This is a genomic window from Psychrobacter sp. CLB018, assembly GCF_041222815.1.
Lineage (GTDB): Bacteria > Pseudomonadota > Gammaproteobacteria > Pseudomonadales > Moraxellaceae > Psychrobacter > Psychrobacter faecalis.
On sequence record NZ_CP166085.1, the window covers coordinates 754904 to 771701 of the forward strand.

Consider the following 16798-nt stretch of genomic DNA (forward strand, 5'->3'; position numbering starts at 1 on the left):
TAACGCTGATGATGACAGGCGTTTTAGCACTGACAGGTTTGTCAAACCGCTGACTTGTCTAAACAAACAAGTAAAACTATTAACATGCCAACGGTTGTGGTTAATGTAGATAGCGACGGCGATGGCGTGCCTGATGAGCTGGATCAATGCCCAGCCACTCCGTATAACGTGGTAATAGATGAAAGAGGCTGTCCGCATTCCTTACTTTTTGGTGAAAACGAATTTATGATGGAAGCTAGAGCTTATTATGATGAAAATAGCAGTGAGATAAAAAGTGAGTATTATGAACAGCTAGATAACGCAGGCAAGAAAATGCAAGATCATTTGGACGCTGTCATGCGTGTTGAAGGGCATATATCCAAGCGTGAAGAAACTAGCGCCAATCAAACATTATCAAGATACCGTGTGGAAGGGATTAAAAATTATATGATCATAAAACATAATATTGATCCTGATCGTATTAAGACCGTTTACTATGGGTCAGAGCGCCCAATTGCGCCTAATGATGCTGAAAACAGTTGGCTCAATCAGCGTATTTATGCGCTTATTAGCAATGTTGAATAGTAGTTGAATGTTTTAAAAAGCGTGAAAATGATGACAGACAAGGCCTTTAGTTGTTCTGGATAAAGAGAGCGTAATAATGACCATTAAAACCCATCGCACGTTGTTGTTACTAGCAGCAACTATAATATCAGCTGGCTGCCAAACGACCGACATTGCACCGCCCAAAACCATACCGCAATATGAAAATATCAGGACGATGCAGGCGGATAGCGATTTAGATGGCGATGGTGTGCTTGATGCTATAGACGAATGTCCTGAAACGCCACCTAACGTAGTAGTTGACGCTAAAGGCTGTAAAATAATAATTGAGGGAGGCGACGCACTCGAAATGGAGTTTGCTGGGTTTTTTCCGCCAATGAGCAGTCAATTACCTGCTATTTACGATGCAGAGTTTATGAAAATAGCAGAAAAAATCAATGAGTATCCAGAAGCCAGTGTTTTTATTTTTGGTCATGTAGCTACAAATGAAATGGATAAAGATGCTTCAGCGACGCTCGGTTTCGATTCTTTATCACGCAATCGCGCCCTTAGCATTAAGAATACGTTAGTATTGCAACATGGTATTGAGGCTAAGCGTATCCGTACTTATGATTGTTCAAATAAAATCTTAGTTAAAGAAACAGATTATATAAACCCTAGTTTCAAAGCACTTAATCTTAACGGTCTTGAAGCAAAACAGCGTCGTGCGACGCTGATGGCAAGTAGTTCAGTGAAAGATTTAATGAATCTTAAATACGATTCTTATATACAAATGTATGGTAAGTACGCCAAGCACTGTGAGCTCTTTGAATAATAACGACTGATTTTCATCAACCGTAAAAATTTAACCTTACCCCAACGCCGAAAACAACACCATCAGCACTGGCGAGACAATATTAATAATAAAGCCAAAACTAATCGCCAGAGGCACAACTTTTAAACCACCAGATTGTTGAATAATAGGCAGGGTAAAGTCTAAACTGGTCGCGCCGCCAAGTCCTACCGCTGCTGATGGATATTTACGCATAAAGACGGGAATAAACAATAGCGCAAAGAACTCACGTACCAAGTCATTAAATAGCGCCACACTGCCCCAAACCGCGCCATAAGCATCGGTCATGATGATTGCTGACAGTGAATACCAACCAAACCCAGATGCCAGTGCCAAGCCTTTCGTCCAAGAGACATCGCTAAACATCAGCGCAAAGATAAGCCCGCCGACCAATACCGATAGCGTAAAGATAACGCTCATCTCAACGCCGCGTTTATTGAGTAATACTTCTTTTAAGGTAATGCCCGAGCCTTTGAGGCCAATACCGACCAGTAAGATTAATATCATTAGCATTGCTGTCATGGTGTTTTCAGGTGGCATATAATCGGCTGGCAAAAAATAACCAATCACCATACCAATCGCCACGCAAAATACTTGTGCCAAGCTGCCGCGTATACTAACGCGGTGCTCTTTAGATTTGACGCTAGGTTTTTTGGCATGCCATGGACGCAGACGGTCAAACAGCATCAAGGCAAATAAGCCGGTGCCAATCGTTAGTATCGACAATATAGTGACATATAGCGCAATTTCACCTATTTGACTGCCAAGCCCTTCCACTTGCGACAGCTCAATACCAATCAAGCCTAAGATGATAAAGACCAAATAAGACAAGCCTTTATCGGCAAGCTTAGTCATGGTTGGGTTTGAGGGAATGGCAAAGCCAATAAACATTGGCATTAATACCAAAACAAGGGTAATCAGGCTTTGCATGGTGATGAGCTCGCAGCGTTTATGATTTTTATCAAGGCCGTTTTAAGAAGGCACTTTTAACAAGGTCTTTTTAGGAAGCTGGAGATTGTATCATATCACCGTGTAAATGCTGGAAAATCAATGCTAAAACCGAAGTCATATTCGCCATATTATTGCATGACAAAACTGCTTAAGAGGTCTCCGTTATTGCCTCATTATTTATCATAAAAGTATTGAAACGAGACATTTGCATACTTACCTGATTTGATAATGGCTCAATCACACTGGTTTTGGCTACAGTTGCTAATTGTGGATAGTCTTGACGATAGTGACCGCCGCGGCTCTCAAGTCGTTGATAAGCGGACTCGATAACTAAAGTCGCTAATTGTAATTGTCTGGCTAATTGAAATTCTCCAAGCTCATTTTGACTATTGGCTATATCTTCATTATTTATCGTAGAATGCTTAGATTTAGCCAAACCAATACTCTGTTGCCATTGCTGAATTTGTATTAGTGCTTGTGTTAGTTGCTCAGCACTACGGGTGATGCCCATGTTACTGGTCATCAATTTTTTTAGCTGTGCCGTTATTTTATTAATGTCAGTGACTTTAGTATCAAGATTTAAAGCGCTTTCCGTAGTACTATATTGATAAGCGTCAAACAAAGGCAGAGTAGTGCTAGGTAAGGTAATCGTTTTAGTGTTTTTAAGAATTGGCGGTGACCAAATATCAGCAGCTAACGATTTTAAATTATTAGTATTTGCTGTTTTATCTGTTTTATCTAAAGCTGCTAAATAACGCGGCAAGTCAGCAGCGATATTGCGCCCAACCACCACACATTCCAAAAGCGAATTACTGGCTAAGCGATTTGCTCCATGCAGACCTGTATAAGCGACTTCGCCCGCCGCATAAAGTCCTACCACATCGGTTACGCCATTGGCATCTGTCACTACACCGCCGCAGCTATAATGAGCGGTCGGCGCAACGGGAATAGGTTGTTTTGTGATATCAATGCCAAGCTCGAATAGGGTTTGATAAATCTGCGGAAAATGCTCGCGCAAAAACTCCGCTGGCAAATGACTGACGTCAAGATTGACATAACCAAGCCCATTTTGATTAATCTGCTCAGCGATGGCACGGGCAACAATATCTCTTGGAGCTAGTTCTGCGCGCTCGTCAACCTCTAGCATAAAACGCTTACCTGTCTGCGGGCAATATAATCGTCCACCTTCACCGCGTAGTGCTTCAGATATTAGAAAGCTACTGTCATCTAAGGCCAAACCAGTTGGGTGAAATTGGATAAATTCTAGATTTGCCAAGCGGCAGCCGGCTTGCCATGCCATCATAACCCCATCGCCGACACAGACGTTCGGCGCGCTGGCACGCTTAAACAGTTGCCCCAAGCCACCACTGGCTAAGACAACAGCACGGCTATGAAAGGTGAGTTTACGTTGATTGAAGTGATCAAAAACAAGCGCACCTTGGCATTGCTTATTTGGATTGGCGCTATTTGTTAAAAGTCTCAACGCTTCATGAAACGGTAGCACAGTAATGTTGCTTGCCGCTTTTACCTTGACTGTTAAAGCCTCCATCACGTGGCGACCAGTTGCATCATCAGCGTGGGCGACCCGCCGACAGCCATGACCGCCTTCTTTGGTTAAATGCAAATTACTGGTCTGTAATGCTGCTAAAGGATTTGCATTATCATGCTGCTGTCTTTCCTGCTTAGGAATCAAGGTAAAGGGCACGCCCTGCTCACATAGCCATTGTACGGCTTGCTGTCCCGCGCTTAAAATGCTGCTGGTATTGTCAGCTTCGCATAAGCCTGCGCCTGCAATGAGCGTATCAGCGATATGGTCAGCGACACGGTCATTCTTATCTAGACTGGCTGCAATTCCGCCTTGCGCATAATGGCTTGAGCAAACCTCCAATGCCGCTTTGCTGAGTACCGTAATATTTAGAGACGTTGGTAAGGCAAGAGCAGTACTTAAACCGGCAAGTCCAGCGCCAATAATAAGCACGTCTGTCTGTATAATATCTGTAGAATTATAAGTATTTACCTTATCCGCTGACTGTGCCTCGCTCATATTAGGCCGCTCCGACATTGGCAAATAATTCGCGGTCTTTGACGATATCTCCGCTCGCGGCCACACGTTGTTTTTGCGCTTCAGCAAAATCAAGCATACGTTGTAAAGGTTTTCTAGCTGCTGCTGCCAGCTCAGGCGTCATGAGGACTTCACCGCTACGATTGGTCAAGCACTGTTCAATACCTTGCAGGCCATTCATTGCCATCCATGGACAAAAAGCACAGCTTTTACAACTGGCGCTTTCACCAGCCGTTGGCGCAGCTAAAAAGCGCTTATGTGGCGAGCGCTTTTGCATCTCATGCAAGATGCCTAAGTCGGTGGCAACGATAAAGGTATCGGCATCCATCTCATACGTTGATTGCAACAGCTTACTGGTTGAACCGACCACATCGGCCAGCGCTACGACGCTATCAGGTGACTCAGGATGCACCAATACTTTGGCGTTTGGGTATTCCTCTTTTAATTGCAGCAGCTCAGTAGCTTTAAACTCGTTATGTACGAGGCACGAACCTTGCCAGAGCAGCATATCCGCGCCAGTCTCTTGTGCGATATATTTACCCAAATGGCGGTCAGGACCCCAAATGATTTTTTCACCATTATTATGCAAATGGCGGATGATATCGATGCCAACCGATGACGTAACTACCCAATCGGCACGGGCTTTCACAGCAGCGCTAGTATTGGCATAAACCACCACTGTACGCTCAGGGTGAGCATCACAAAATGCGGAAAACTCATCAGCCGGACAGCCCAAATCGAGCGAGCACTCCGCTTCCAAGTCTGGCATCAGTACCGTTTTTTCCATACTTAAAATTTTTGCTGATTCACCCATAAAGCGCACACCCGCGACGACCAATGTCTGCGCACTATGCGCTTGACCAAAGCGTGCCATCTCAAGCGAATCCCCCACACAGCCGCCGGTTGCTAATGCCAAATCTTGTATAAAAGGGTCGACATAGTAATGGGCAACCAATACTGCATTATGTTCTTTTAGCAATTGCTTGATATTTTCTTCAACCGCAAGTCGTTCCGCACGCGGTAAGTCCGCAGGTATTTTCGCTTTGGCGTATTCGATATTCATCTGAGTGGCAATGCGATTATCAGTGCTTATGATGGGCGCATCGTAAGGATAAATTTTCATAAGTGCAAACCTTTGCTGCGATAACGGCAAGCCAATAGCCGCTAAAAGTGAGTCAGTTAAATATGGTTAAATAACAAGTTTTAACAATTATGCTCATTTTGAGCATAAATACAAGTATTTTTTATAACCTGCTTCTAAAATGATACGTAATTCTTCAAAACTTACCTTGCTCGCTGTCTTTTTTATTGCTTCCGATATCGTCTATTTACAACGGCAGGCTATGATAGTTTTCGATTCACGCTATACTAAGCATGGTTATAAACACTTCATTTTAAAAACGCTCATTTCACGTTTAGACATAAAGGACACCTTTAAAGCCATGACGTTGTCTTATTCACATTCGCATCAACAAGGTAGCGGCACCACAGAAGTGGTCGCCGTGCTGGTAGCGATTACTGAGCACACCGCGCGCGTTTTAACGGTTGACCAAGGCAAGCTCTTGCCCAATGGGCCATTGATGCCATTACATCGCTCCTTGCAAGCGGGCGTACGTCAATGGGTCGAGGAGCAAACGCAGCAGCCGCTTGGTTATTTAGAGCAGCTTTATACTTTCGTAGATACCAATCGCCGCAACGTCGATGGTCATGCGCTTGTCTATGTGAGCTACCTAGGCTTGGTGCAAGAAGCGCAAATGCAGGAGCTGCCAAGCCAAGCATTGTGGCGCGATTGGTACAATTATTTCCCATGGGAAAATCACTTGGATGGTATGCCAAGTATGATTATGAATCATATTGTGCCGGCGTTATTAAGCTGGGCGGATAGCGCAGCAGAAACGGTCGTGCAGCAGCGCCGCCGTCAGCGTATTGGTTTATGCTGGGGAATCAGTGAGGAAACTTTAGAAGTTGATGATTTCAAAGATACGGACAAAGCATTAAATGCTGATAAAACTTATGAAAATAGAGAATGGGTGGCCGAGCATGTACTGCTGCGTTATGAGATGCTTTATGAAGCAGGATTAATCCCTGAAGCGCCGACTTATCCGCCAAGTCACCAAGTGAAGTTGCCAAAAAATTGGTCGCAGTTAATCGGCGTACCGATGTATTACGACCATCGCCGCGTCATTGCGACTGCGATCTCAAGACTGCGTGCAAAAATTGAATATCGACCGCTTATCTTTGGTTTGATGCCGGATGTGTTTACCTTATCGCAGCTGCAACAAAGCGTCGAAGCGCTCTCAGGCGTACCTTTACATAAGCAAAACTTCCGCCGTTTGCTAGATTCACAAAAACTTGTCATGGAGACAGGGCAGAGTAGTAGCGCTCAGCGCGGTCGCCCTGCCAAGCTCTATCGCTTCCGCCATGATATTGAGCTACAAAGTTTACTGATGGATAGTAAATTGCCTAAACGAAAATAGCATCAACTGCACAAGCCTTCCTATACCGACGCTAAATACTCATATCAAAGCTAAATCATATTGGTTCATTTTATTAATTTACACCCTTTTCTTGCGAGGCTTTGTACTTTGCGCTATATTTATGCTCATTTTGAGTTTAATTAACTATATTTTCTTAAGTGCATAGAGCGCATATAAATATCAGGCAAAATAAGGGTCAAACATGACAGTTAAACAAGAGCCAGCATTGGCTGAAGTATTGCTTAAACCTTTGGTAGAAGCGGCCTTAACGGAAGATTTGGGCAGGCGCGGTGATGTGACTTCACAAGCGACTATCCCAGCAGATATGCAAGCGCAACTACAGATCAAAGCGCGCCAAGCAGGTGTGATTTGTGGTATGGATTTAGCGCGTTTGTCTTTTGCTTTGATTGACGAGCAAATCGAGTTTATTGCCAAAGTCAATGACGGTGCGACGGTCGAAGCGGGTACGGTACTGGCAACAGTGCGTGGTAACGCGCGGAATTTACTAACCGCAGAGCGTACCGCGCTTAACTTTATGACTCATCTCAGTGGTATTGCGACAGATACCAAAAAAATTGTCGATAGCGTCGCAGAATACCCAACGCAAATTACCTGTACGCGTAAAACCATTCCTGGGTTGCGTATCATACAAAAATACGCGGTGCGCTGCGGCGGCGGGCGCAATCATCGCTTGGGATTGGATGATGCGATTTTAATCAAAGACAACCATATTGCTATCGCCGGTGACATCAAAACTGCCATTCAGCAAGCGCAAAACTTTGCTGGGCATCTCATTCCGATAGAAGTCGAAGTCGATACCTTGGATCAGTTAGAGCAAACGCTAGATGCTGGCGTGAGTTTGGTACTGTTAGATAATATGGCACCTGAGATATTGTCGCAGGCGGTCGCCATGTGTAAAGGTCGCGCCAAAACTGAAGCTTCAGGTGGTATCACCCCTGAAACCGTGCAAGCTGTTGCAAAAACGGGCGTTGATTTCATTGCCATGGGTTATTTAACGCACAGTACCACGGCTTTAGATATTGGTCTCGATTTTAATGTTTAAGACTAACGGTTGGTCTACATCGATGCTAAAGCTTTTGATTAATTTTATGGCATAGGTATCGGTTAAATAGGTGATTAAAAGGGCAGATTTGTACGGATATGCTATTGAATTGGTAAGGACGGCAAATTAAGCGAAGTTAATGATTTAATAGACTTATCTGCCTATGCTACAATGCCGCTGCTACCGATTATAAGGTCATCTTTGCCTGTGCCTCTACTTGTGCATAGTGACCTTATCTTTTGCCTGATTTGACCAATAGATAAGCGAGCGCTCAGTGGATACTGAAATTATCAAGATAATCTTAGCCTTTATGGTACTGATTAATCCCTTTGGCGCTTTGACGTTGTTTTTGGATTCAACTCACGGCTACTCGCTAAATAATCGCCGTAAAGTGGCGCGCATCGCTTGTTTGACGATTTTTATCACCATCAGCTTTTTTACCTTAGCAGGTGAGACGCTGCTAAAAGCGTTAGGTATCTCGATTGGTTCGTTCCAGCTGGCAGGTGGTATCTTGGTATTTTTAATCGCCCTAAATATGATGAATGGCGAAGGTAACCCGGTTAAGCCCGATCAAGAAAACTTTGATGTTGACCATTTGCAAGGTGCGCCGCCAACGATGGCTGCTGCCGTAGTTCCGATTGCCATTCCCATGATGATTGGACCTGGCGGTATCTCGACGGTGATTATCTATTCATCACAGGTCACCGGTATTTTGCAAGTCTCTGCGATTTTGATTGCTGGTTTATTTATCAGCTTATTTTGTTATGTGGCGCTAATGGCTGCCGGTCGTATCAGTCGGTTATTGGGCGATACTGGACTTAATATCATGAGTCGTATCATGGGTATGTTGCTTGCAGCAGTTTCTATCGAGATTATCGTTAATGGACTACGTACCTTATTTCCTGATTTAGTGTAACTATTACCTTTCTTGTCTGCCACTTACTTCTCTAATGGCTCTTACCTGTCCTTTTTTAAGCCCTTCTTTTTTAAGATATATCCGTATTTTTTAGACCGTGTAAAAAAACATGGTCTTTTTATTATGGGGTTAAAGTCTAAAACTTCCTAAAGTAGTCAAACCTGCCTAGTTGCTGAAAAATACTCATACTTATCCCAAAAGTTTGTTTAGTAACACCTTTTCATATCTTGCAAATCATTATGCGAATTCCAATTAATCACCAAAAGTCTGCATTAAAAACGTTATCCATACAAATATGTTATGATAGGAGCACAACAATATTATAGGAGTCAGTTTTGAGTAAGAAAAGAATGGCAATTTTAGGGGCAGGTCCAAGTGGTTTGGCACAGTTACGTGCTTTTGAAGCGGCTCGTTTAGCCGGGGTAAAGGATTTACCTGAAATCGTGTGTTATGAAAAGCAAAACGCCATTGGTGGTATGTGGAATTACAGTTGGCGTACTGGTTTAGATAGGAACGGTGAACCCGTGCACGGCAGTATGTACCGCTATTTATGGTCAAATGGCCCCAAAGAATGCTTAGAATTTGCCGATTATTCGTTTGATGAGCATTTTGGTGAAGCCATCCCATCGTACCCGCCGCGTGAAGTCCTAAAAGATTACATCATGGGTCGTATCGATAAACAAGATATTCAAAAATATATTCGCTTTGAATGCCCCGTGCGCTGGGTGTCGTTTGATGATGACACGCAAAAATTCACCGTGACGGTAATGAATCATAAAACCGATGAGCAAGAAGTCGAAGAGTTTGATTACGTGGTGGTAGCGACTGGTCATTTCTCTACGCCAAATATGCCGTATTTTGAAGGTTTAGAAGCCTTTCCAGGTCGTATCTTGCACGCGCATGATTTCCGCGATGCGCTAGAATTTAAAGATGAAGATATCTTATTAGTAGGTAGTAGCTATTCTGCCGAAGATATTGGTACCCAGTGCTACAAATATGGCACCAAATCTGTGACCATCAGCTATCGTAGTCAACCGCTTGGTTATGAGTGGCCTGAGGGTATTAAAGAAGTGCCATTAGTGACGCATTTTGAAGACGATGTCGCGCACTTTGCCGATGGTACGAGCCAAAAGTTTGACGCTATTATCATGTGCACCGGTTATTTATTTCATTTCCCGTTTATGCCAGATGAGCTACGTTTGCAGACGCACAACTGCTTGTATCCAGCCAACCTTTATAAAGGTATCTTTTGGCAGCCAAACCCAAAGCTGATTTATTTGGGCATGCAAGACCAGTATTTCACCTTTAATATGTTCGATGCGCAAGCATGGTATGCACGTGATGTGATTATGGGTGATATCGAATTGCCCGATTTGGCAGCGCGTGAAGCAGATGAGCAAAAATGGCTCGCAACTTATGCCAAATGCGTGACGGTTAGTGATTCAATTGACTTTCAAGCCGCTTATATTCGCGATTTGACCAATGCTACCGATTATCCAGAATTTGCCGTTGAAAAGCAGGGTGAAATCTTGAAAGAGTGGCAAAAAGATAAAGCTGAAAACATCATGACCTTTCGAGAAAAGGCCTATCGTTCTACTTTAACGGGGACCATGGCACCTAAATTACCAGAGCCATGGTTAGACATTCTTGATGATTCACTTGAGCACTTTTTAAACTTAACCTTTGTTAAACCTAAAAAGCGTAAAAAAGTAGCATAAATGCTTGCTTTGATAAATAAAAAACCAAATACGTTTCATAGCGTATTTGGTTTTTTCGTTTTTAACGTTAAATGCACTGAATACATGGTTAGCTTTGGTATAAATGCCAAGCTAAATACAGCATTAAAAACCCTACCAAAGCGTCTAATATATTCCAAGCTTTTGGTTTGGCAAATAAAGGTCTGAGCAGGCGCGCGCCATAGCCTAATGCAAAAAAGAAAAAGAACGACGCACTGACCGCACCGACTGCAAATGCCAATTTACTATTGGCACTGGTTGAAACCATGCCGACCAGCACCAATGTATCTAGATAGACGTGCGGGTTAAGCCAAGTAAAGCCAAAACATAATAACAGCGCTTTTTTTAAACTGGTGACCACCTGACCATCGATGGTGAGCGCATGCGATAGGCGTACGCTGGCATATAAGCTTTGTAATCCGTAGCCTAGCAAGAATACGACGCCAGCAATTTTAGCGATGTTCACAACTTGTGGATAGTGCGCTGTGACCGCACCGAAGCCAGCGACACCAGCAGAAATTAAAACCGCGTCACTGATGGCGCAAAATAAGCAGACGAAAAATATGTGTTCGCGTTTCAGTCCTTGTTTGAGGACAAAGGCGTTTTGTGAACCAATGGCGATAATCAAGGATAAACCAAGCAAAAACCCGGCGCTATAATCGGTGAAGTTCATGATAATGGCCTTATCCTTTAACAATCGAAACAGTGACGTTTGCTTACTGGCAGCGCCCGAAAAAGCTGTTAAGATAAGGGATAAAATAGTCGAATGCAATGTGTTTGCTGCAATAGATGCTACCAAGTCATCAGTACTATTCAGAAATATTAGTCAGCAATGAATAAAGAATAAGCGAGGAGCAGGGTAGGTCATGGTCATAAGTCTGACAAGAATGCTACAGTCGTTCGGGCAAGCCCAAGATGACCTGCCAACCATCGCTGCCAAAAATGCTCAGCAAGCTGCCGCTAAAGAAGTTTCTAATAATGCAAATAAGCAAGGCGATAATAGTAGCGATAATCAAGAAAGCATGGATACTTCAGCTTCAAATTCTTCGCTTAGCGAGCCGCAGCGTAGCGAGCGTATTTGTGATGCCTTAGCACAAGTGAATGATATTCGCACGCCGACGCCATTGACCGATCGCTATCTAGCCAATCGCGCCCAAATGCGCCCGATCAATAGACCTCCTTTTGACCCAGATACCTTATGGTATCTTAAACATGGACGCTGTCCGATTATGACTGAGCTTGTTGATGTGGTCGATGCAGCCACCCTAAATGCCATGCCGATTGAAGCGGTCGCCATATTAGACCGGATTAATAGTAAGCTAAAGCGTTACCGTGAATGGAGTAGCGAGCTCAATGCCGAGCAACAGCAGCAACATAATGAGCGCCAGTTTGTCATTGATAAGCTGGTGTCTGAAAGTATCCCTGAAGCGCTGCATCATTATGAGCAGCTGCAACGCTTTAGCCCGCATCGCACTAAAAATAATGTCGTCCAAGGAAAAATGACCGCTGGCGATATGCTCACGGATTTGTTTTTAGACATCGATTACGAGCTTGACGAGTTATTAGAAGAATTACATCAAACGGTGATGAATAAACTGGCTTCAACGCACCGTTATGTCAAAAGCCGTACGCAAAGCTAACTTGAATTTAACGAGGATTATTTAAAAGTCGTTAGTATTGCTATTGTGGATTCAGTATAAAAACGAGACAGAAACACTGGAATGAATTTTTCGCAGCCTCTGTCGGCGCAGGCACAGCAAGCTAGGAAAGTTTATTCCAGTATCGCGTAAAAATTTCATGTTTCTGTTTTGTTTGAAAATAACTATAAACACAATCGGCGCAATACATAACAATATAAGGCTTTAATACAGCCTTATTTTTTTGTTTAATAATAATGATTAAGTATTATCGAAAATAACAATAAATTTGCCAATCATTTCTACTAAACAACAAGGATACCCAAATGACCCAACTGACTGCAATGTTCGTGATGTTTGTTTTATATGGCGTGCTGCCAGCAGCTGGGTTGTACCTTGGATATCGTGGTATCAAAAAAGTCACGGCGCCCAAAATGCTTGAGTATAAAGCGATGCCGCAATTGGGTTATATACCTGAAAAAAGCTTGCCAGTTGAAGTCAAAACAGCGCTGGATCAAATCAATGATAAGGGCGAGAAGCTGCGGGTAATTTATGGCGATACCAATAACGATGGTAAAATTGATGATAAAGATACTGTCAATGAAACCTACGTTATGATTCAAAATCTAATGGATAGGCATGTGCCACTAGCGGTAGCCGATTATCGCCGCTTGCATGACTTAGATGTTGGGAACGGCGCCCTTGCTGATACCACGAAAATTGAGCATTCTGATGTCACGGGCAAAGAGGCGCTATTAGAAGTGCTTAGGACGATTAATACCCAGTTTGATGACTTGCTCAATGCCTCCTATCATCAAGATGGACAAAAGCTACTGGCGACCAATCGATATTTGCAGCAGCGTTTTAATAACCCAACCAGCAATTCTAGACTACAACAAATTGATAATAGCGCTATTGAAGTCCAAGCAATTGAAAATTCAGCTGGTAAAGAAACTGATATAGAAAATATTAAGCTATAAATGAGAGATGATAATAACATCTCAAGTTGAAATGTTTATGCTGAAATAAGTCGAAAGAAGAGTAAAGTGACATGAGTATATTAATAGGCGTTGGTGTGGTTACCACTGTCGGCGTCTTTTATTTGGGTCGAAAGGGCTGGTACGCATTGCATAGAATGGTTGGCATTACTCCAGGCGTGCTGACCTATCAAGATAGTAATGCGCCCCTGTTGTTAACTTCTCTCAATTGGCAACAGCTAGATTTAAATAAAAAACATCTAGAAGTCTTATCAGATAAGCAGCTACGACAATTACAGAATATTGATAAAAAGGTAGCAAACTATCACAACTACCAAAACGATTTAGAAGCGCAAGATGTAACTTCAGCCATTAACGAGCAACAATTTGTTTTACATAAAATGCTACATACCCGCTTACCCGAAATGTTGGCCAGTCATTATTATTTAGCAAATATCAATATAAGCAATCGTACTAAAAATGGGCAGAAGCAGGCTGAGGCAGGTAGGCTGTTACAAGAGGTATTGGACAGCATTGAGCAGCGCTTAGATGGGCTGTTAGAGCGAATGGAGGAGCAGCACCTACAAGAATTGCGCGTGATGAAAAATTATATTCATAGTCATGACGACTAAGCCTAAAGTGAGTGATACTCTTAAAAAACGCATAAAAAAAGTGGTCAATGAATCAATCATTGACCGCTTTTTTATCGGCTAGGATTAATCTGTGCCAGATTAACGCTTGTTGTTACGATCGCGGGTATTACGTGAACCGCGACTGGCAGGGCTACCACTGCTTTTAGGTTTTGCACTGCTAGGACGGCTATCGCTACGACTGTCAACACGGCGCGCCTTAAGCGGCTTGCTTTTGATACGTTCTTGCTTTTCCTTAGCCGCACCGTGCAATCCAGTACCGTGACGTGGGCGTAGGCTGACCAAATCGGTTAAGGTATTGATGTCTTTTTTATCGAGCTCTAGGAATCGACCGGTACGCAGCTCTTTTGGCAGCGCAATCGACCCGTAACGCGTACGTAATAGACGGCTCACTTTAAGACCTTGTGACTCAAACAGTCGGCGCACTTCACGGTTACGGCCTTCTTTGAGCCTGACATGATACCATTTATTGACACCTTCACCGCCACCTTCTTTGATGTCTTCAAACTGTGCCATGCCATCTTCTAACATAACGCCAGCGGTCAATGTACGGGCGATATCAGGAGTGACTTCACCAAGTACACGTACGGCATATTCGCGTGTCACTTCGCTAGACGGATGCATCAAGCGGTGCGCCATCTCGCCATCATTGGTAAATAAGAGCAGACCAGTTGAGTTAATATCCAAGCGCCCAACCATGACCCAGCGATCATGAGTCAGCTTTGGTAAACGCTCAAAAACCGTTGGACGTCCTTCTGGATCATTGGCAGAACATACTTCGCCTTCAGGCTTATAATAAGCTAAAACGCGACGACGCTTTTCGTTTTCAGCGGTATATTTGATCTGACGACCGTCAACACGAATCTCATCGCCTTGTTCGACGCGGTCGCCGATGGTTGCGGGTCCATTATTAACAGTCACACGACCTGCTTTAATGACTTCTTCCATCTGACGACGTGAGCCAAGTCCCATGCGGGCGAGTGCTTTTTGCAGTTTTTCATCTTTCATAACGATATCCTTGAGTCGGTGGGTTTACATTTCTCAATGTATGAAATTGGACCGAGTATTATACGCTATTTATCGAAGTTATGTTTAAGATTAGCTTTTAAGGCTATTATAATTAACGAATAGATGATGTTTTATTAAGTATCCCTAATTGACATTAAAAATTAAAAGCTTCATAAGAAATGAATATAAACTAATTGTTACTATTACGTAATTTTTACCAAAAATAGCCTATTATTATTCACTATTTAACCACCTATGTTATTATGGCTTTGCTTTTTTTATGGTTGGTGTAACTTTTTAGTATAGTTGTCTCAATTGCGCTCGTTGCTAGACGCTACTTATATCTGTGATTTATAAAGGTTTTTTTATGTTCTTCAATTCATCAAAGTTATTAGGTGTGGCGTCTGTGCTTATGATAGGTCTGATTTCAGGCTGTTCCAGCATTAACTCTGGCCTACAATCTGGTGATCTGCCGCCCAGTGGTTCATTCGTAGCTGCGAGTGGTATACAGTTTAATGTGCAGCCGTTAAATTTGGCGACGCTACCACCGAAGCAGGCCGTTGTTCCTAGTAGCGATTTAACGCGTTTGCTAAGAACCTCTGGGCAAGTTGATTACCGAATCTCGGAAGGTGATATTTTAGGTATTACGCTAGTAGGGTATCCAGAGATTGCGCCGCCTTTGACAAATAGTAGTAACACTGCCAACCCTTATGCTTTGGGCTTCCCTGTTGATCAACAAGGTTTTGTACAGTTTCCACTTATTGGACGTATTAAAGCCAGTGGCATGAGCGTGCCACAATTTACTGCCAATTTACAGAAACAACTGCAACGTTATCTTAAATATTCAGACCCGCAGGTCAAAATCGTTAACTACCGTGGCAATAAATTCTTTATTGATGGTGAGGTAAAACAACCGGGCGAGTTTGCTATTGCTGATGTGCCTGTGTCGCTCTATGGCGCAATTTCTATGGCCGGCGGAGCCACTCCTACGGGCGACTCAAATAATGTCGTGCTAAACCGTAACGGTACTAGCTATAACATCGGACTGGAGTCGCTGCGCCAAATGGGCGCTTCTGCTAACCAAATTTACCTGCGAGATGGCGACTCTATCCACGTCAATAGTCAAGATCGTAATAAAGTATATGTTTTAGGTGAGTTCGGTCAAGTAGAGCCAGTGCCTATTTTAGAGCAAGGTATTAGTTTGGCGCAGGTTTTGGGTGAGTCTAAAGGGCTTAATTCTGCTACGGCAAATGCGGCTAAAATATATGTGGTTCGTGATAATTTAAATACACGAGCGACAGATATTTACTATGTAGATATGCAGACCATCACCAGCTTTGCGCTAGCCAATCGTTTCGAGATGCACCCGAATGATATTGTTTATGTCGATCCAACTGGCTTAACGCGTTGGAATCGTGTTATCAGCGCTATTTTACCTTCTACGTCAGCTATCAGGTCGCTCTCAGGCTTATAGGTATTGGGTTTATAGATAATAGGTAATAATTATTATGGCATTTAATAATATTTTAGTGGTGTGTGTCGGTAATATTTGCCGTAGTCCCATGGCAGAAGCGTTATTAAAACAACGTTACCCTCATAAAAATATCGATTCTGCAGGGGTGGGGGCTTTAGTCGGGCACTCTGCAGATCCTGCCGCGCTAGAGATTATGGCAGGGCAAGAAATAGATATCACTAATCATGTCGCCAAACAAATTGACGAAGGTTTGGCAAAAAAAGCGGATTTGATTTTTACTATGTCAGACAGTCAGACCAAATGGATCGAAGAGCGCTGGCCGTTTTGTCGCGGCAAGACTTTTAAGCTCGGTCATTGGCAAGATAAAGATATTGCCGACCCCTATAAACATGAGATGAGTGCGTTTCAGACAGCATATCAAGATATTGTTGTTAGCCTAGAACAGTGGGCCGATAAAATTAGCTAAATAGCT

Annotated in this window: 16 protein-coding genes; 11 read left to right on the forward strand and 5 right to left on the reverse strand. The window is 43.2% G+C overall.

The window, feature by feature from the left end; translation table 11 throughout:
* Positions 1 to 84: 84 nt before the first annotated feature.
* Together AB8P72_RS03380 and AB8P72_RS03385 are read left to right on the forward strand one after the other, a co-directional pair.
* On the forward strand, positions 85 to 564 hold the full coding sequence (locus AB8P72_RS03380) for an OmpA family protein (protein WP_369957982.1): 480 nt from the start codon (positions 85 to 87) through the stop codon (positions 562 to 564).
* A 76-nt stretch (positions 565 to 640) separates the two neighbouring features.
* Complete coding sequence (locus AB8P72_RS03385; protein ID WP_369957983.1) at positions 641 to 1357, forward strand: OmpA family protein; 717 nt, start codon at positions 641 to 643, stop codon at positions 1355 to 1357.
* 36 nt (positions 1358 to 1393) lie between these two features.
* On the opposite strand, the gene AB8P72_RS03390 is transcribed toward AB8P72_RS03385, so the two are convergent.
* The 3 genes from AB8P72_RS03390 to nadA all read right to left on the reverse strand — a co-directional run bounded on the left by AB8P72_RS03390 (position 1394) and on the right by nadA (position 5511).
* A complete protein-coding gene (locus tag AB8P72_RS03390; protein WP_144297288.1) occupies positions 1394 to 2305 on the reverse strand; it encodes a lysine exporter LysO family protein in 912 nt (303 codons plus the stop codon).
* Between the two features lie 169 nt (positions 2306 to 2474).
* Positions 2475 to 4370 carry an L-aspartate oxidase gene (gene nadB / locus AB8P72_RS03395; protein ID WP_369957984.1) on the reverse strand — a complete coding sequence of 632 codons (1896 nt, stop codon included), beginning with the start codon at positions 4368 to 4370 and terminating at the stop codon, positions 2475 to 2477.
* Between the two features lies 1 nt (position 4371).
* Positions 4372 to 5511 (reverse strand): quinolinate synthase NadA, encoded by a 1140-nt coding sequence (nadA, locus tag AB8P72_RS03400; protein WP_369957985.1) that lies wholly within the window; start codon positions 5509 to 5511, stop codon positions 4372 to 4374.
* Between the two features lie 319 nt (positions 5512 to 5830).
* Between nadA and AB8P72_RS03405 the strand changes: the two genes are divergently transcribed.
* From AB8P72_RS03405 to AB8P72_RS03420, 4 genes are all read left to right on the forward strand, one after another.
* On the forward strand, positions 5831 to 6865 hold the full coding sequence (locus AB8P72_RS03405) for a hypothetical protein (protein WP_369957986.1): 1035 nt from the start codon (positions 5831 to 5833) through the stop codon (positions 6863 to 6865).
* Between the two features lie 202 nt (positions 6866 to 7067).
* Positions 7068 to 7928 carry a carboxylating nicotinate-nucleotide diphosphorylase gene (nadC, locus tag AB8P72_RS03410; protein WP_369957987.1) on the forward strand — a complete coding sequence of 287 codons (861 nt, stop codon included), beginning with the start codon at positions 7068 to 7070 and terminating at the stop codon, positions 7926 to 7928.
* A 310-nt stretch (positions 7929 to 8238) separates the two neighbouring features.
* Entirely contained in the window at positions 8239 to 8844 is a 606-nt protein-coding gene (locus AB8P72_RS03415) for a MarC family protein (RefSeq protein ID WP_207161740.1), read from the forward strand.
* A gap of 335 nt (positions 8845 to 9179) precedes the next feature.
* Complete coding sequence (locus AB8P72_RS03420) at positions 9180 to 10562, forward strand: NAD(P)/FAD-dependent oxidoreductase (RefSeq protein WP_313205993.1); 1383 nt, start codon at positions 9180 to 9182, stop codon at positions 10560 to 10562.
* A gap of 88 nt (positions 10563 to 10650) precedes the next feature.
* Here the strand turns inward: AB8P72_RS03420 and AB8P72_RS03425 are convergent, their stop codons facing one another.
* Positions 10651 to 11253, reverse strand: a complete 603-nt coding sequence (locus AB8P72_RS03425; RefSeq protein ID WP_369957988.1) for a LysE/ArgO family amino acid transporter — start codon at positions 11251 to 11253, stop codon at positions 10651 to 10653.
* Positions 11254 to 11446: 193 nt separating this feature from the next.
* On the opposite strand from AB8P72_RS03425, the gene AB8P72_RS03430 reads away from it, so the two are divergent.
* The 3 genes from AB8P72_RS03430 (at position 11447) to AB8P72_RS03440 (ending at position 13826) form a co-directional block, all read left to right on the forward strand.
* Positions 11447 to 12220 (forward strand): hypothetical protein, encoded by a 774-nt coding sequence (locus AB8P72_RS03430; protein ID WP_369957989.1) that lies wholly within the window; start codon positions 11447 to 11449, stop codon positions 12218 to 12220.
* A 323-nt stretch (positions 12221 to 12543) separates the two neighbouring features.
* Positions 12544 to 13197, forward strand: a complete 654-nt coding sequence (locus AB8P72_RS03435) for a hypothetical protein (protein ID WP_369957990.1) — start codon at positions 12544 to 12546, stop codon at positions 13195 to 13197.
* Between the two features lie 71 nt (positions 13198 to 13268).
* Positions 13269 to 13826: a hypothetical protein gene (locus AB8P72_RS03440; protein ID WP_369957991.1), complete on the forward strand. Its 558-nt coding sequence runs from the start codon at positions 13269 to 13271 to the stop codon at positions 13824 to 13826.
* Positions 13827 to 13925: 99 nt separating this feature from the next.
* Here the strand turns inward: AB8P72_RS03440 and rluB are convergent, their stop codons facing one another.
* Positions 13926 to 14852: a 23S rRNA pseudouridine(2605) synthase RluB gene (gene rluB, locus AB8P72_RS03445; protein WP_201542683.1), complete on the reverse strand. Its 927-nt coding sequence runs from the start codon at positions 14850 to 14852 to the stop codon at positions 13926 to 13928.
* A 367-nt stretch (positions 14853 to 15219) separates the two neighbouring features.
* On the opposite strand from rluB, the gene AB8P72_RS03450 reads away from it, so the two are divergent.
* Together AB8P72_RS03450 and AB8P72_RS03455 are read left to right on the forward strand one after the other, a co-directional pair.
* Positions 15220 to 16326, forward strand: coding sequence for a polysaccharide biosynthesis/export family protein (locus AB8P72_RS03450; protein ID WP_198328964.1), 1107 nt, complete (start codon positions 15220 to 15222; stop codon positions 16324 to 16326).
* Positions 16327 to 16360: 34 nt separating this feature from the next.
* On the forward strand, positions 16361 to 16792 hold the full coding sequence (locus tag AB8P72_RS03455) for a low molecular weight protein-tyrosine-phosphatase (RefSeq protein WP_369957992.1): 432 nt from the start codon (positions 16361 to 16363) through the stop codon (positions 16790 to 16792).
* Positions 16793 to 16798: the final 6 nt, after the last annotated feature.

Coding starts and splice junctions, on each gene's coding strand:
- AB8P72_RS03380 (WP_369957982.1), top strand. CDS start 85: ATGCCAACGGTTGTGGTTAATGTAGATAGCGACGGCGATGGCGTGCCT.
- AB8P72_RS03385 (WP_369957983.1), top strand. CDS start 641: ATGACCATTAAAACCCATCGCACGTTGTTGTTACTAGCAGCAACTATA.
- AB8P72_RS03390 (WP_144297288.1), bottom strand. CDS start 2,305: ATGCAAAGCCTGATTACCCTTGTTTTGGTATTAATGCCAATGTTTATT.
- nadB (WP_369957984.1), bottom strand. CDS start 4,370: ATGAGCGAGGCACAGTCAGCGGATAAGGTAAATACTTATAATTCTACA.
- nadA (WP_369957985.1), bottom strand. CDS start 5,511: ATGAAAATTTATCCTTACGATGCGCCCATCATAAGCACTGATAATCGC.
- AB8P72_RS03405 (WP_369957986.1), top strand. CDS start 5,831: ATGACGTTGTCTTATTCACATTCGCATCAACAAGGTAGCGGCACCACA.
- nadC (WP_369957987.1), top strand. CDS start 7,068: ATGACAGTTAAACAAGAGCCAGCATTGGCTGAAGTATTGCTTAAACCT.
- AB8P72_RS03415 (WP_207161740.1), top strand. CDS start 8,239: ATGGTACTGATTAATCCCTTTGGCGCTTTGACGTTGTTTTTGGATTCA.
- AB8P72_RS03425 (WP_369957988.1), bottom strand. CDS start 11,253: ATGAACTTCACCGATTATAGCGCCGGGTTTTTGCTTGGTTTATCCTTG.
- AB8P72_RS03430 (WP_369957989.1), top strand. CDS start 11,447: ATGGTCATAAGTCTGACAAGAATGCTACAGTCGTTCGGGCAAGCCCAA.
- AB8P72_RS03435 (WP_369957990.1), top strand. CDS start 12,544: ATGACCCAACTGACTGCAATGTTCGTGATGTTTGTTTTATATGGCGTG.
- AB8P72_RS03440 (WP_369957991.1), top strand. CDS start 13,269: ATGAGTATATTAATAGGCGTTGGTGTGGTTACCACTGTCGGCGTCTTT.
- rluB (WP_201542683.1), bottom strand. CDS start 14,852: ATGAAAGATGAAAAACTGCAAAAAGCACTCGCCCGCATGGGACTTGGC.
- AB8P72_RS03450 (WP_198328964.1), top strand. CDS start 15,220: ATGTTCTTCAATTCATCAAAGTTATTAGGTGTGGCGTCTGTGCTTATG.
- AB8P72_RS03455 (WP_369957992.1), top strand. CDS start 16,361: ATGGCATTTAATAATATTTTAGTGGTGTGTGTCGGTAATATTTGCCGT.